Origin of the sequence: Bradymonas sediminis (assembly GCF_003258315.1) — a bacterium.
Taxonomy (GTDB): domain Bacteria; phylum Myxococcota_A; class Bradymonadia; order Bradymonadales; family Bradymonadaceae; genus Bradymonas; species Bradymonas sediminis.
In genome coordinates, this window is record NZ_CP030032.1 from 1,264,682 (window position 1) to 1,280,565 (window position 15,884).

At 62.1% G+C, this 15,884-nt stretch carries 10 protein-coding genes and 1 tRNA gene; 8 read left to right on the forward strand and 3 right to left on the reverse strand.

Annotated features, from left to right (window positions below):
• Positions 1-7 precede the first annotated feature (7 nt).
• Both DN745_RS04735 and DN745_RS04740 read left to right on the forward strand, forming a co-directional pair.
• Positions 8-1,639: an efflux RND transporter periplasmic adaptor subunit gene (locus DN745_RS04735; RefSeq protein WP_133622106.1), complete on the forward strand. Its 1,632-nt coding sequence runs from the start codon at positions 8-10 to the stop codon at positions 1,637-1,639.
• Positions 1,629-5,297, forward strand: coding sequence for an efflux RND transporter permease subunit (locus DN745_RS04740; protein ID WP_111332624.1), 3,669 nt, complete (start codon positions 1,629-1,631; stop codon positions 5,295-5,297). The genes DN745_RS04735 and DN745_RS04740 overlap by 11 nt, the downstream gene beginning before the upstream one ends.
• 141 nt (positions 5,298-5,438) lie before the next feature.
• Here DN745_RS04740 and DN745_RS04745 read toward each other — a convergent pair whose 3' ends face one another.
• Together DN745_RS04745 and DN745_RS04750 are read right to left on the reverse strand one after the other, a co-directional pair.
• The gene (locus DN745_RS04745) at positions 5,439-5,963 is read right to left on the reverse strand and encodes a hypothetical protein (protein WP_111332625.1); all 525 of its coding nucleotides are present in this window, start codon (positions 5,961-5,963) and stop codon (positions 5,439-5,441) included.
• Between the two features lie 112 nt (positions 5,964-6,075).
• Positions 6,076-7,374 carry a thymidine phosphorylase family protein gene (locus DN745_RS04750; RefSeq protein WP_111332627.1) on the reverse strand — a complete coding sequence of 433 codons (1,299 nt, stop codon included), beginning with the start codon at positions 7,372-7,374 and terminating at the stop codon, positions 6,076-6,078.
• A gap of 250 nt (positions 7,375-7,624) precedes the next feature.
• Between DN745_RS04750 and DN745_RS04755 the strand changes: the two genes are divergently transcribed.
• The 6 genes from DN745_RS04755 (at position 7,625) to DN745_RS04780 (ending at position 14,048) form a co-directional block, all read left to right on the forward strand.
• The gene (locus DN745_RS04755) at positions 7,625-9,340 is read left to right on the forward strand and encodes a hypothetical protein (RefSeq protein WP_111332628.1); all 1,716 of its coding nucleotides are present in this window, start codon (positions 7,625-7,627) and stop codon (positions 9,338-9,340) included.
• 186 nt (positions 9,341-9,526) lie between these two features.
• Positions 9,527-9,952 carry a hypothetical protein gene (locus DN745_RS04760; RefSeq protein ID WP_111332630.1) on the forward strand — a complete coding sequence of 142 codons (426 nt, stop codon included), beginning with the start codon at positions 9,527-9,529 and terminating at the stop codon, positions 9,950-9,952.
• A 132-nt stretch (positions 9,953-10,084) separates the two neighbouring features.
• Positions 10,085-10,158 (forward strand) — tRNA-Pro (locus DN745_RS04765).
• A 272-nt stretch (positions 10,159-10,430) separates the two neighbouring features.
• Positions 10,431-11,486, forward strand: coding sequence for an iron ABC transporter substrate-binding protein (locus DN745_RS04770; RefSeq protein ID WP_111332632.1), 1,056 nt, complete (start codon positions 10,431-10,433; stop codon positions 11,484-11,486).
• 1 nt (position 11,487) lies between these two features.
• Positions 11,488-13,038: an ABC transporter permease gene (locus DN745_RS04775; protein ID WP_111332634.1), complete on the forward strand. Its 1,551-nt coding sequence runs from the start codon at positions 11,488-11,490 to the stop codon at positions 13,036-13,038.
• Complete coding sequence (locus DN745_RS04780; RefSeq protein ID WP_111332635.1) at positions 13,038-14,048, forward strand: ABC transporter ATP-binding protein; 1,011 nt, start codon at positions 13,038-13,040, stop codon at positions 14,046-14,048. The genes DN745_RS04775 and DN745_RS04780 overlap by 1 nt, the downstream gene beginning before the upstream one ends.
• A gap of 465 nt (positions 14,049-14,513) precedes the next feature.
• Here DN745_RS04780 and DN745_RS04785 read toward each other — a convergent pair whose 3' ends face one another.
• The gene (locus DN745_RS04785) at positions 14,514-15,470 is read right to left on the reverse strand and encodes a transposase (RefSeq protein WP_111332637.1); all 957 of its coding nucleotides are present in this window, start codon (positions 15,468-15,470) and stop codon (positions 14,514-14,516) included.
• Positions 15,471-15,884 lie beyond the last annotated feature (414 nt).

Consider the following 15,884-nt stretch of genomic DNA (forward strand, 5'->3'; position numbering starts at 1 on the left):
AAAGAAAATGAGTGAAGATAAAGAGCAGGTCGAAGTGGAATCGGGCGTCGATGAGAAGCCCAAGGGCACTTCCTGGACGGGATATCTGGCGCGCATCGAGCGACGCCAGGGGCTTTGGGTTGGTGTGGTTGCGGTCGTCATCGCGGCCTTCTTGTTGGGGCGCGCGTGTGCCACGGGCACGGCGGCGGTTGACGAGCACGCCGGCCATGAGCACGCAGAGGAAGGTGCTGCTTCGGAATATGTGTGCCCGATGCACCCGCAGGTTCGCCAGAGCGAGCCGGGGACCTGTCCGATCTGCTTTATGGACCTGGTGCCCGTGGAGTCGGGGACGGCCGGCGGAGATGTTCCGGGGGTGTCTTTGACCCCGGGCGCCAAGGCCCTGGCGCGCGTGCAGACGGCGAAGGCCGAGGAGGTGGAGTTGGCGCGCTCCGTGCTGGTGTACGGGCGCGTGGAGGTGAACGAAACGGCGGAAGTTGACCTGACGGCGTGGGCGGGCGGGCGAATCGAAAGACTCTATGTCCAGGCCGTCGGCGAGAAGGTCAAGAAGGGGCAGCGCCTGGCGCGGATCTATAGCCCGGACTTATTGGCGGCCCAGCAGACGCTCGTACAGGCTGCGCGAAACCTCGAGTCCGCCCAGGAGAGCGGCAGTGAGATGCGCGCGAGTGCGGCCCAGGCCGCGCTTGATGCCGCGCGCACGGAGCTGCGCCTGCTGGGGATGAGTCGCAATCAAATCGCAGCGGTGCTGAAAAAGCGCAAAGCCCAGGAGTTTGTGGACATCTTTGCCTCCTCGGCGGGCACCGTGCGCGAGCGGGTGGTTTCGCAGGGAGATTGGGTGCAGCCCGGCGGCCGCGTGTTGTCACTGATGGCGCTCGATACGGTGTGGGTGCAATTGGATGTCTATGAGCGCGATTTGCATTATGTGCAGGTTGGGCAGACGGTGCGCCTGAGCATTCCGGCGCTATCCGAGGAGGCGGCGGAGGGGGAGATTGCGTTTATCGACCCGGTGATTGACGCCCAAAAACGAGTGGCGCGCGCACGCGTCGTATTGAAGAACGCGGACGCCCAATTGCGCCCCGGGATGTTCGTGACCGGAAGCGTTGAGGCGCCGGTGTTGGAGGATGCCCACGTGCCCCTGAGCGTGCCGGCGACGTCGGTATTGTGGACCGGAACACGCTCGCTTGTGTACCGGGTCGAGGATCACAATGGGGAGCCGGTTTATGTGCCGGCGCCGGTGGTTCTGGGCGCGCGGGTCGGCGAGCGATTCGTGATTAAGGAGGGCTTGTCGGCCGGCGATGAGGTTGTGACGAATGGGGCGTTTCGAGTGGACGCATCGCTTCAGATCCGCGGCGGCCCCACGATGATGAGCACCGAGATGGCCGACCCTTCGGGGCATGCTGGTCATGCGCATGGCGAGCCATTGCCCAAAGTAGAAGTCAGCGCCGAGGGGACCGAATTTGACCCGCCGGTGCAGGCCGAGCAATTGCCCGACGACGTTTGGTATTGCGATATGGGAACGGTGCATTATGCGCGCGGCGAGGAGGGCGACGGGACCTGTCCGCTCTGCAATATGAAGCTAAAGCACAAGCCTGCGGGGGCTGACGACGACAGCGAGAGCGACGGAGGTGGTCATGCGCACTAATCATGAACCGAAGTCGGGCTGGGAGTGGTTGCTCGACGGTCTATTAAGGCAAAAGCTTGTCATTTTCATCGGCCTGGTGCTCGTCGTGGTGTGGGGCTCGGTGGTCTCACCCTTTGACCTGGGGCTCGGATTTGAGCGCGACCCGGTGCCGGTGGATGCCATCCCGGACATCGGCGAGAACCAGCAAATTGTTTTCGTCGAGTGGGCGGGGCGCTCGCCGCAGGATATGCAGGACCAGGTGACCTATCCGCTGACGGTCGCCCTCCAGGGAATTCCGGAGGTCAAGACCATCCGCAGCTTCTCGATGGCGGGCTTCACCAGCATCTATATCATCTTCAATGAGGGGGCGGATTTCTATTGGACGCGAGCGAGGATCGTCGAGAAATTGGCGAGCCTGCCGCCGAATACGCTGCCGCCCGGGGTGGCGCCGCAGTTGGGGCCGGATGCGACCGCCCTGGGACAGATCTATTGGTACACGCTTGAGGGGCGCGACCCCGACGGCAACCCGGTCGGTGGCTGGGATTTGAACGAGCTGCGGACCTTGCAGGATTTTCATGTCCGCTTTGGCCTGGCGAGCGCGCAGGGCGTGGCCGAGGTGGCCTCGATCGGCGGCTTTGTGCAGGAATATCAGATCGACGTGGACCCCGCGGCGATGCGCTCTTTCAATGTCACCCTTGAAGATATCGCCGCCGCGGTTGGCGAGTCGAACGCCGAGGTGGGCGCGCAGACCACCGAGATCAACGGCGTCGACTATATGGTGCGCGGCATCGGCTTTGTGCGCAGTGTCGACGATATCGCCGAGTCGGTGGTCAAGGTTGTGGACCATGCGCCGGTGCGCATCCGCGACGTCGCGAAGGTCGGCCTGGGGCCGGCGGAGCGCGACGGGGCGCTGACCAAAGGAGGCGTTGAGGCGGTCGGTGGCGTGGTCACCGCGCGCTATGGCTCAAACCCTCGGGCGGTGATCGACAATGTGAAGGAGGCTTTGGCCGAGGTTCAGCAGAGCTTGCCCTCGCGGGTGCTCGAGGATGGCACGGTTTCGCAGGTGACCATCGTGCCGTTTTATGACCGCACGGAGTTGATCGAGCGCACCCTGGGCACGCTGAGCACGGCGCTGTACCAGCAGGTGATGATCACGATTTTGGTGGTGCTGGTGATGCTGCTGCATATCCGCAGCTCGCTATTGATCACCATCCTCTTGCCGTTTGCGGTGCTGCTGACATTCATCGCGATGAAATATACGGGCGTGGACGCCAACGTGGTGGCGCTGGGCGGCATCGCGATCGCGATCGGGACGGTGGTCGATATGGGGATCATCATGACCGAGAATATCGTGCAACACCTGGAGATGGAGCGCGATGAGCCGCCGCTTGTGTCGATTCGACGCGGGGCGGCCGAGGTTGCGCCGGCGGTGTTAACCGCGATCGCGACCACGGTCATCAGCTTTTTGCCCGTCTTCATGCTCACCGGCCAGGCCGGCAAGCTCTTCGGCCCACTCGCCTACACCAAGACCTACGCGCTGCTGGCGAGTTTGGTGGTGGCGATCGTGGTGATTCCGCCGCTTGCTTATCTGTTGATGGGGCTGCGCTTTAAGTGGTTTCAGCGGCTCAAAGAGGGCAAGCATGCCAGGCAGATGGCGCGTGTGGGACAGCCGGTTTTCAAGTTGAGCTATGTGGTGATCGTGCTCTTCGTCGCGACGCTGCTGGCCCTGTCCTGGATGCCGTTGGGAGCAGGGCAGGGGGAGTTTACCAACGTCCTCTTCGTATGCGGACTCATCGGCGGATTGCTCGGGAGCTTCTGGCTTTTTCGACTCGCCTACGTGCCGATTTTGCGCTGGGTGTTGGCGCATAAGCTTGTGTTTTTGAGCGTTCCGGTGGCGATCGTGTTCTTCGGGACGAGCGCATGGCTTGGCTTTGGGACGCTCTATAGCTGGCTGCCCGAGCCGATTCACAAGTCGGCGGTGGGGCAGTGGTTGCACCACGAATTGCCGGGGCTGGACCGCGAGTTTATGCCCGCGCTCGACGAGGGGATGTTCTTGTATATGCCCTCGACGATGCCTCATTCGTCGATCGGCGAGGCCGTGGATATGGTCGCGCAGCTCGACCTATTATTTGAGACGGTGCCCGAGGTTGAGTACGCGGTCGGAAAGATCGGCCGCTCGGCGAGCCCGTTGGACCCGGCGCCGATTACGATGGTGGAGACGATCATCGCCTATCAGCCCGAGTACCGCGTGGACGCGGCGGGCAAACGCTTGCTCTTTAGGGTGGGCGACGACGGCGAGTTTGTGCGCGACGCCGACGGTGAGTTGATCGAGGACGCCGGCGGCAAGGCCTATCGAAATTGGCGCCCCGAGATCAACCGCCCGGAGGATATCTGGGACGCCCTGGTCGCGGTCGGCTCGAAGCTGCCGGGGATGACATCGGCCCCGATGTTGCAACCGATAAGTACGCGTATTGTGATGCTATCCAGCGGCATCAACGCGCCCATCGCGGTGCGCCTGCGCGGGCCGAATCTGGAAGTGCTCGGTGACGCGGCGCTGAAAGTTCAGGAGCTTCTGCGCGAACATCCCATGGTCAACACACAGGCGGTGAACGCGGACCGGCCGGTGGGCAAACCCTATATCGAGATTCGACCCGATCGCGCAAAATTGGCCCGCTATGGGGTGACGATGGCGAGCTTCCAGAACACGGTGGACACCGCGATTGGAGGCCGAACGATTTCTCAGAGCGTCGAGGGGCGCGAGCGTTTTAGTATCCGGCTGCGTTATCCGCGCGAGATGCGCGATGTCCCGGAGAGTATGGAGCGGGTCTTTGTGACCGCCAAAGACGGCGTGCAAATTCCCATCGGTGACCTGGCCCAGATTGACTATGTGCGCGGCCCGGAGATGGTCCGCAGCGAGGACACCTATCTGGTCAGCTACGTGATGTTCGACGGAAAGGGCGACGCCGGCGAAGTCGACGTGGTCGAGTCGGTGCGCGCCTCGATGGAGGCAGCGATCGCCAGCGGCGAGCTCGAGCTGGCCGAGGGGGTGAGCTATAGCTTCGCCGGCAGCTACGAGAACTCGGTGAAGACCGAGAAAAAGCTGACGCTCTTAATCCCCATCGTCTTACTCGTCATCTTCATGCTGATTTATATGCAGTTCCGCTCGGTTCTCACCGGCTTGATGATCTTCTCGGGGATCTTCGTGGCCTTCGGCGGCGGGTTTATCCTGCTGTGGCTGTATGGGCAGCCGTGGTTTTTGGACTTCGCGGTCTTGGGGACCAGCATGCGCGATATCTTCCAGATCGTTCCGGTCAAGGCGAGCATCGCGGTGTGGGTCGGGTTTATCGCGCTCTTTGGCATCGCGTCGGACGACGGGGTGGTGATGGCGACCTATCTAAAGCAGCACTTCGAGGAGGGCGAAGTCACGAGCGTGGCCGAGATTCGTGACCGGGTCGTGGAAGCCGGCGAGCGCCGAATTCGGCCGTGTTTGATGACCTCGGCGACCACGATTTTGGCCCTCTTGCCGGTGTTGACCAGCTACGGGGCGGGCGCCGACGTGATGATCCCGATGGCGCTGCCTGCGGTGGGCGGGATGTCGGTGGCGCTGGTGACGCTCTTCGTGGTGCCGGTGCTGTATTCGGCGATGGAGGAGTTTAAGCTGCGCTTTGGTGGCAGGTGATGAACTCGTCAGACTCCGGGCGAAGGCCGATGATGCCGTCAACCCTCGCCGGTTCAGCATAATAGGGCATCAAAAAAAGGGCCCCATCCACACCGTTATCGGGTGTGCATGGGGCCCTTCTCTTAGGAGCGCATGGCGCAATTACCAACTATCGGTCGGCTTGATTTCCTCGCCCTCTGCAGTCGCGCCCGGAGATTTCTCGCTGCTCTGACTCACCTCAAATTGCTCCTCAATGCGGCGCGCCTGGGGGCGGGTGAGCAGGAGCATCAGGATGCCGGCGGGGGCGAAGGCCATATAATAGTCGAGATTATGGCTCAGAAAGCTCAGGACAAATCCGAAGAGCGCGATGGCCTCGGCCAGCGCCCAGCTAATGATCGAGACCGTGAGATAAGCTCCGCGCAGCTTTGTGAGGCTATCAAATTTGCCGTCGGCGAGGGGTTTGTGGAGCATGACCTGGCGAGCGATGAAGGTCATCGCGACCAATCCGAAGCCAAGGCCCGCCAAGATATAACTAAGCTGGACGGCGATGTCCGGGTCGGGAGCGATGGCGTCCGGGTTGCCGGTCACCATGGTCAAGACGACCGAGTAGATCACGATCGAGAAGAGCATTGCGCCCCAGATTAGCCATAGGAGCATCGAGGGGGAGCGCTGCGTTTGTGTATTCATCGAGTGTTGCTCGGAGCGGAGTTCGTTGGATTTGTGGCGATTTTGTTACGTTAGGCAAAGTGCGGGGTTCTTGCAACGTTATCGCCGAAAAATCACCGCGAGGCAAAACGGGTTAGGCCCGTCCCAGAGCGACAATATCCGGGCGTTTTTCGGCGTATTCGAGCGCGGTTTGCAGCGCGTCGGGAGACTCGGCGTGGACGATAAAGAGCGGTTGCCCCTTTTCGACCGCGGTGCCGATAGGCGCGAGGAATTCCAATCCCGCCGCGGACGTCTGCGGGGCGCCGGCGAGCTTGGCGACGGTGGCGAGCTTGCGGTTCTGGATGCTCTCGACGACGCCGGCGCGGGTGGCGAGGAAGTCGCGCTGGAAGGTCGCGGTGGGCGGGCGACGAAGGCCGCCCTGAGCCTCGCAAATCGCCTCAAATTTGCTCCACGCCCGACCGCCTTCGATGACCGCGTCGGCCATCTTCATGCCCTCGCCGGGGCTGGCCACGCCGCCAATCTCGAGAAGATGCCCGGCGAGCATCGCGGAGCGGCGGCGCAGGTCCTGCGGGGCGTCCGGGTCGTTTTGCAGGACGGCCAGGATATCCCTGGCCTCCAGCGCGGCGCCGATGCCCCGGCCGACCGGCTGGCGCCCGTCGCTCTGGATGATCTTCAGGTTGAGGCCGAGCGGTTTGGCGACCGCCTGCATTAATAGGGTGAGCGCGTCGGCGGCCTTCGCCGTCTTGAACTTCACGCTGGGGCCCACCGGGATATCGATCAAAATATGCGAGGAGCCCGCCGCCGCCTTTTTGGATAAAATCGACGCGACCAATTGGTTGACGTTGTTGAGCTTGAGCGAGCGCTCCACGCCGATGAGAATATCGTCGGCCGGGCTCAGTCGCATCGAGCCGCCCCAGGCGATGCAGCCGCCTTCGGCGTCGACCACGTTGCGAATCTCGTCCAGGCTCAGGTTCACCGTGGTCAAGGTCTCCATCGTGTCGGCGGTGCCGGCGGCCGAGGTGATCGCCCGCGACGAAGTCTTGGGCATATAGAGCCCGCAGGCCGCGACAGTCGCCACGACAATCGGGGTCGTGCGATTGCCCGGCAACCCGCCGACGCAATGCTTATCGACCATCGGCGCGTGCTCCCAATGAAGCTGGTCGCCCACCGAGACCATCGCGCGCGTCAGCGCGATGGTCTCGGCGACCGACATCTTGCCGCCCGCGCAAGCCGACAAGAACGACGCCACATGCACCTCGCCGTAGCGCCCCGAGACCACATCCTCCATCACCGCCAGCAGCGCGGCGTCGTCGAATGGCTCGCCGTTGATCTTCGCGCGCACATGCCGAAATGAGTCCGCAATCCGCGCCGGCATCTCGGTCGCCAGGCCCAACCCGGGCGCCTGCTCCATGATATAATCGTCTGTGCTCATCAGCGATATCCTTCGTGTTTTCGCGGGCCTCTCGGCCCTAAGTCCCGAAAGACCCTATATTTTTTTGGGGCAGATATGAATCGTCTTTTTAAGATGCCACGGGGTCTCCGCCGATAGTGTTAAATCGGGGAGATTTAATATTTGGTCGCGGGCCCTTGTTGCTTGAGATGTCTCTTTCAGTGTGCGAGCATTCACTACACTATTTTTTCGCCGTCGGTATTACCTAATCCAATGCCATAGAAGGGGCTTTATGCGTACGAGAACCATCGGCTGTCTATTTCTATTAATCGCGCTCACGGGCTGCGACGATGACAAACGCGAGAGCGTCTCGGGCGACACAAGCATCGCCGACGCAAACACTGCGGTCGATGGCGACGCCAAAGCGGATACCACTGACACATCGGGCCGGGACGTGAAAGGTGAAGCCGACGCAGATGCCGCCGACACGTTGGGCGGGGATGTAAAAGGCGAGGGCGACGCGGATAACTCGGCGGATACCGCAGACGCCTCGGCTGAGGACGCGCGCGATGACCGGGTCGTCGTCACGCTGGCGGTAAAGAAGGGGTTTCCGGACCTGTGGGGGGAGGGGGCTTCGACGATTGAGGGGGGCGGCGCGAACGGCGTGAAATTTTTCGTGACGTCATTGGCCGATACTGAGGAGGCGAATTTCATCCCCGCCTCGCCCGGGGTCGAGGCACACTATGAGGGCACCATTCGCGGCGCTCTGAGCTTGGAAGAGCCCAGGCATATCATCCCCCGGGTATCGGGGGCTGTGGATCTGGGCAGCGGCATCCTCCTTGACGGCTATCAATACAGCCATTTTACCTACCACGGTCATCTCGCCCCGGAGGGCGGGTTCTCGCTTACGAATAATAATCTGGTGATCCGGAGGAACAGAAATATCGTCGTGCGGTTTCTCCGCGCAAGGTACGGCCGGGCGGCCGGGTTGGCCGAAGACGACGCGTTGCTGTTTTATCGGGCCCACACATTCGCGGTGGACCACTCATCGCTTGCCTGGGCGGGGGATGAGACGTTCTCGATCGGCACCACGCGCAACACTCCATACCCGGCGATTATCGGGCAGAATAACATCGTGGGCCAAACGCGAGAGGGCCACAATACCGGCTCGCTGATCGGCTATACCAGCTCCGCCGGCGGCGCGCAGGGGGTCGTCTCCTGGCATAATAACGTCTACGTGGGTGTCAGCCACCGTACACCCAACTTCGCCGGGGACTCCGAGATGTTCGGGCGTATTTTTAATAATATCACCTATGATTGGCAGTCCCGACTGACCAACCTGGTAGGGGCGCCGACCGTCGACGTGGCGTATAACTATTATAAGAAAGGCCCTACGCGCTCCGATATGCCGAGCAATCGCTATAACAAATATCAGGACCTGCGCGAGAGCCGCCCGTACCCGCCGTCCATCTACACCGCCGGCAATATCATGCCCGGCGTCCTTGAGGATCCCGGCGCGGACAATCAGCAGTTGTGGACCCTCTTCCAAAGCGTAGACCCAGTGCCGGTCGAACTCTTCCGCACGACCCCGCTGCCGGTGGACAGCGAAGTTGGCTATCAGCCCAGCACCGCCGAGCAGGCCTACGCGCGAAATGTGCTCGCCAAAGAAGCCGGCGCGAACCGCACGACCGACAGCGCCGGCAATCCGGTCATCGGGTTGGACAGCGTCGACGACCACTACCTGGAAGCGATCGCCAACGGGACCGACCCACGCACCCCCGAGGCGAATTGGGTCCACCCGCCCGTCCCCAGCAATACGCCTTTCCCGGACGCCAATAAGAACGGGATCGCCGACGCGTTCGAGGCCGCCCATGGCATCACTTCGGCCGATGAGGTCATCGTCGACTGGGACTTCGGCGAGTATCTGGTGGCCAATGAGGCGGGATATACCGCGTTTGAGATGTACAGCGCGTGGGTCGCGGGGGACTTCGAGCGACTGGCGCAGTAGGCATCGGCGCCGGCGAGGCGGGCGGGGGATTTTCCTTAATTGGCAAATCCACGCCAGATGGCCTATGAATAGTCCTTCGTTTTCGCCGCTTCCACGCCAGGGAAGGGCGTTAATCGCCGGCACTCCTTGCCGAGACCGTTCAAAAGCGAAGCAATTTTTCAGCCTCAACCTATAATGGAGTCACCCATGAAGTTCTGCACCCGCGCAATCCTGTTGCTGAGCCTGTCGCTGAGTCTGGTCACCATCGGCTGCGAGAAGAAAGACGCCGAGCAGCCCGCCGAGGCCGAAGCCGCCGTCGAGAAGACCGACGAAGCCAAGCCCGAAGCGGCCGAGGCCGAAAAGGCTGAAGCACCCGCCGAGAAGGCCGAAAAACTCGAGAAGGTCGAAGTCCCCGCAAAAGGTAAAAAATTCGACCCGCCCGTCGAACTTGCCCAACTCCCCGAAGGCGCCTGGCATTGCGACATGGGAACCGCCCACTGGGCCGCCATGGAGAATACCGAAGACGGCCTGTGCCCCGAGTGCAATATGAAGCTCAAGCAGTACAAGTCCGATAAGGCCGAAGGCGCCGCCGATCCTCAGGGACACGACGATCACGCCGGTCACGACCACTAATTCGACCCGTTGGCGTGGGTTTTGCCAAAAAAGATACAAATTGCGGCAAAAAACAAACAAAGTGCTTGACACCAACGCGAGGCGAATCTATAAAGCGCCTCCGTTGGACATCACACCAACGGCATCCCAAATCGGGGCGTAGCGCAGCTTGGTAGCGCGCTTGCTTCGGGAGCAAGAGGTCCTCAGTTCAAATCTGGGCGCCCCGACTTAAGAAACCCGCTGACTCTTTGGAGTTGGCGGGTTTTTTGTTTGGTATAGCGCCACCCCCACAGAAACGCGAAATATGCACGCGAGCGAGGAGTCTTCCGCGGATTCGGGTGAATCGCATCCATCTCTAATCTGCGAGCCATCGACTCATCTCGAGCGCTCTACTGGCTGTCGGGCACTTAAGGCTTGACACACAAGCGGGAGCGTTCATACTATCGCCGAGCGAAAAGGTGTGAAATTGAAAGTCGTTATCAATTAGCAGGTGAGAAAGATGCGCAACGTACTACTTATACTATCGATGCTGGCCCTCGTCCTGTCAGGCTGTGACAAACCCAAAGAGGTCGAGTCGACCACGGGCGAGGCGGCCGTTGAAAAGGTGGCCGATGCCGAAGAAAAGGTCGGCGAGCTCACGATCTACAGCGGCCGAAACGAGGAAATGTTAAAGCCGCTCATGGCGCAATTCAGCGAGGAGTCCGGGATCGAGATCAAGGTTCAATACGGCAAGTCGTCTGAGCTCGCCGCGACGTTGGTCGAAGAGGGCGACGCGTCGCCGGCGGACGTCTTCTTTGCCCAGGACGTGAGCACGCTCGGGTTCCTGGCGAACGAGGGGAAGCTCGTCGCGAACGAGAAATTCGCCGAGCGCGTCCCCGCGACCTTCCGCGCCGCCGACAACACCTGGGTTGGCGTGAGCGGGCGCGCCCGTGTCCTCGCGTATAACACCAACACCGTCAAACCCGAGGAGCTCCCGGCCGACGTGGATGGGCTGCTCAATGAGCGCTGGAAGGGCAGGATTGGCTGGGCGCCCGAGAACGCGTCGTTTCAGTCCTTCGTGGCGGCGATGATCGCGCAGCGCGGCCAGGAGGAGACCAAGAAGTGGCTGGAGGGCGTGATGGCCCTTGCGCCCAAGGCGTTCCCCTCAAATACGCCCCTGGTGACCGCCGTGGGGCGCGGCGAGATCGAGGTCGGGCTGACCAATCACTATTATCTGTTCCGACTCAAAGCTGAGCACGGCGAGGACTTCCCCGTGGCGAACCACTATTTTCGCAGCGGGAAGTCCGGTTCGCTCGTGAACGCGGCCGGCGTCGCGGTCGTCAAGACCGGCCAGAATCGAGAGGCCGCCGACGCGTTTGTTGAATTCCTGCTGTCGAAGCCTGCGCAGGAGTATTTCGCGACCAAGACCCATGAGTTTCCGCTCGTCGCCGGCGTTGAGACCGGCGGGAAGATCCCGAAGATCACGGAGCTGAAGACGCCTGCGACCGACCTCTCCACGCTAGGGCAGCTCGAGCCGGCGGTGCGCCTGCTGCACGAAATCGGAGCGTTGAAGTAATTTGAGCGACTGGAGCAAATTGGGCGCGCGCGCGCTGGGGGGACTCCTCGGCGTGGTCGTGGTCGCCCCATTTATATGGCTGGTGCTGCGCGCTTGGGGCGGCGCAGACCAGGCAGGGGCGATTCTGTTCAACTCAGCGATGCTCGAAGCGGTCGTGGCTAGCTTGACGCTGGCCGCGGCTGTTTCGATCGTTTGTGTGTTGATCGCATTGCCGCTGGCGTGGTTGACGCACGCCACGGATATGCCGGCTCGGCGTCACTTGCGCCGGATCATGGTGTTGCCGCTCGCTGTCCCTTCGTATGTCTCCGGGTTTGTCGTCGTCGCGCTATTGGGGCCGTCGGGGCTCGCCAGTGACCTCGGCCTCCCGTTGCCGGACGTGTACGGGTTCTTCGGCGCGTTTGTCGCGCTCCTCTTTGTCTACCCATATGTGCTTCTTCCGCTGCAGGCTGCGATGGCGCGGGTTGACCCGCGCACCTGGGAGGCGGCTCGGTCGTTGGGAGCGTCGCCGCTTCGCGCGTTTCGCGAAATTATCTTGCCGGCGGTGCGCCCCGCGGCCACGCGCGGCGGGTTGCTCGTCGGGCTCTACGTGCTGGGCGACTTCGGGGCGGTCTCGCTGCTGCGATTCCCGTCGCTCAGCTACCTCATCTATGTGCGGTATAGTTCGCCGTTTATGCGCCACGAGGCGGTCTGGTACGCGTTCGTGTTGATGCTCGTCGCGCTCGCCTTCCTGGCGGCCGGGGCGTTGATTGAGCGCCGACCGAAACAAGCCCGAAACACCGGGACGATTCGACCGTGGCCGGTCATCGCTTTGGGACCTTATCGGTGGGTGGCGTTTGCGTTCTGCGTCGTGGTCGCGGGGTTCGGCGCGCTTCTCCCGATCGGCGTTGTGGGTTGGTGGCTGATTCGCGGCATGGCCCAGGGCAATACGCTGATCCCGCTCTATACCGAGACGCTCAATTCGCTCGGGTTGGCGGCCGGCGCGGCGGTCCTGATCACATTTGTCGGGCTGATCCCGGCGCTCCTGCATCGATTTGACTCCGGGAGGTTCTCACGGTTCCTTGACCGCAGCGTACACGTTGGCTACACGCTGCCCGGGATTGTCGTTGCGTTGGCGCTTGTCTATATGGGGACGCGCGGGTTTCCGTGGCTTTACCATACCGTTTGGATGCTACAACTGGCGTACCTCATCCGCTTTCTGCCGCAGGCGTCGACGACGATGGCCGACGGGCTGTCCCAGCAAAACCCGAGGCTATATGAGGCGGCGCGCAGCCTGGGGCAGTCCCCCATGGGCGCGATCAGGCGGGTCGTGCTGCCCGTCGCGCTCCCTTCATTGGCGGCGGCCGGGCTCGCCGTGTTTATCTCAGTGATCAAAGAATTACCGGCGACGATATTGTTGAAACCGCCGGGGTTTTCGACGCTGGCGCAGAGGATCTGGTCGCTGACCCAGGATGCGTTCTTCACAGCGACAGCGCCGACGGTTTTTGTGCTCCTTAGCTTAGCGCTCGGCGCTCTGTGGTTGCGTCCGGATACGGATTTACGAGGTCAAGATTGATGGCTCAAGTTGAGCTCGAAGATGTCCAGATCGCCTACGAGGACCATATCGCAGTAGATGGGGTTTCGCTGAGCCTTGAGGTGGGCGAGGTGCACGTTCTGCTCGGACAGTCGGGCTCCGGGAAGTCGACGATATTGCGCGCGCTCGCCGGTTTTGAGCGGGTGCGAAAAGGGGAGTTGCGCATCGGCGGCAGGACCGTCGACGGCGACGTGTTTGCGGCACCCGAAGACAGGCCTGTGGGGCTGGTCTTCCAGGATTACGCGCTTTTCCCGCATATGTCGGTGGGGCAGAACGTCGCCTTCGGTGTGGGCCGGGGAGCGCCCATCATCGACGAGCTATTGGAGCTCATCGGGCTCGCGCATCGGCGCGACGCAATGCCCGGAGAACTCAGCGGTGGAGAACAGCAGCGGGTGGCGTTGGCGCGCGCGTTGGCCAGGGAGCCCGAAGTGCTCCTATTCGACGAGCCGTTTAGCAACCTCGACCCGGAGTTGCGAGCCGACCTGCGCCGCCAGACCTTCGAGCTGGTTCGCGACCGCGGGCTCACGACTTTATTGGTGACCCATTCGGCCGAAGAGGCGATGGACGTGGCTGATCGCATCAGCGTGCTGCGCAGTGGGAAGCTTCTGCAGACCGGGATGGCGCGTACGCTGTATCAGCAGCCTTCGACGATCGAGGTCGCCAGCGGGCTGGGGCCGGCCAACGTCCTAGAGGCTGAAGTGAGCGCCGGGGTTGTTCGCTGCGCGTTGGGCGAGGTGGAGTTGGGACGGGTTAGCGGCGACCCTCGAGGCGAAGGGATATTGGTCATTCGGCCCGAAGATATCGTCGTGGCCCGGGGGAGCGGGGCGGTGCGTATCGTTCGGGAGCGGTTTCTTGGGGACCGGGTTTTTCGCGAGATAGCGGTGGGCGGTCGCGTGTTGATGTCGTCGCGACCGGCGTGGGAGCCGGACGCGCAGGATCGTGCGATTCAAGTGCGCCGCGCGCATTGGATTCCGTTAAACCGAGGCGCCTGAGCCACTCTGGATGCCGCATTTTTAGGGGTTGTCCGGGTGCCACCCACGCCCTCCGTCTGGGTGCCACCCACGCTGACGAAGGGCCGGGTTGTCGGGGTGCCACCCACGCTGACGAAGGGCCGGGTTGTCGGGGTGCCACCCACGCCCTCCGTCGGGGTGCCACCCACGCTGACGAAGGGCCGTCCGTCTGGGTGCCACCCACCCTAACAAAGGGTCATTTACGGGCACGAGAGCGTGTTTTGGCATCTTCGGCTGGTACGGAATCTGCCGCAGATTCGCCTTCTTATCGAGTCCAGGCGCATCGGGTTTTCGCCGCGGGCAAAAGAGCCCGGATAGGTGTTCTAAGTGGAACAAGGTGAACGGCGCTTATTGGCGTTGGGCACACCGATTCCGTGGCCGCGACACGCGGGTGCGGGGATCGAATTGGCTGGAACGCAGCAACCCGGTAGGAGCACGTCTATAAGCTCAGGCGGGCCACTCGACTGCGACGAAAGGTGCAGGTCGCGGCGGTCCTCCCACGCAGGCCGTATAGCCCGGCGGGATGGTGCCTACAGGAAAGCTAGGTTTGGACCTACCCTTGCGCCATCGGCCCATGGCGACCTTATAGGCGTCGGTGGTCGCCCATACCTGCTCCCGGTGCGCGTGACGAAGCTTTGGGCAGCCGCTGTGGCATAGCGGGCGGATCGACTTCTTGGGAGCTTTGGGTCGATTGGACCAGTGTTTGCCCATGGCCTTGGCCGGGCCCGCACACCTGATGCGCCGCCTGGCGCGCTCCTTTTGAAGCTCGCGGGCACCGTCAGCGATATGCTCGCAGATCTTCGCCCGGGCCAAGACCGCGTCGAGGTCGTCGAACATCGGCGGCGTGGCCAGCTCGAGCCTGTAGGTTCGGTAGGCGTCTTTTATGCAGGCGCTGGCGTCTTTTCGTCGAAGCCGGCGTAGCTCCCGGCGGTCGAGCCACTCGCCGACCATCGGCTCCCCGGTCGTGTGGAAGTCCCAGGAACTCACCCCCGGCCAGTCCTCGATGTGGCGCACCAGGTGGTCGTTGCAGGGGTTGTTGAGCGTGTAACTAAGTCGGTCGAGGAATGCCTCGTCATCGAGGACCTGCTCGGACGAGTAGCGCCGCTCAAAGAAGTCACCCTCACGCCCGTGCAGCCGGTTGAGCTCCCGGGCGAGCGACGACTGGAAATCGCGCATAAACTCGGGCAGGTTCATAAACGGCGCCTGCACGAGCATATGGAAGTGGTTGCTCATGAACACGAACGCGAACAGACGCACGTGGTGCATGGCCGCCGCCCGGGCCAGACACCCCAGGACGATGCGGTTGGCCTCCTTTGACGGCCGAAGAAAGAAGCGCTGCTGGAAGCAACGGTTGGTTACGAAGTGAATCGCCTCTGCCTGCTGAATGCGGATGCGTCGTCCCATAGTGGTTGTTCTCAGTCGCAGTCTCGTGATCGAAGATATCCCTCACTATGGTTTTCGGCAGAACCCTCGAAATTGTTGCGTACTTTTTTTGAAAAGAGGCGATAGCGCGCACTCCCAGGGGCGTCGAGTTCCTGCTCTCAGCTGCATAAGGCGGGGTCGGTCGGGGTGGGTGGCACCTTGACATTTGGGGTTGGTCGGGGTGGGTTGCACCTTCACCTCAGCGTGAGTTGGGACGGTCGTTGAGTTTGGGTAGTTGGCCGGAGGGGTTTTTCATTCTCGTTTTGAATTCATTTCGCACCCACGCGTCGAACTCATATGCGTTTTTAAGCGGGAACGACGATTTTGGTGAATGGAAATCGTCGTGTTTTGTTGGTATTGAACACGCATCATCAAATGGATTGTCTGGTTGGTTCA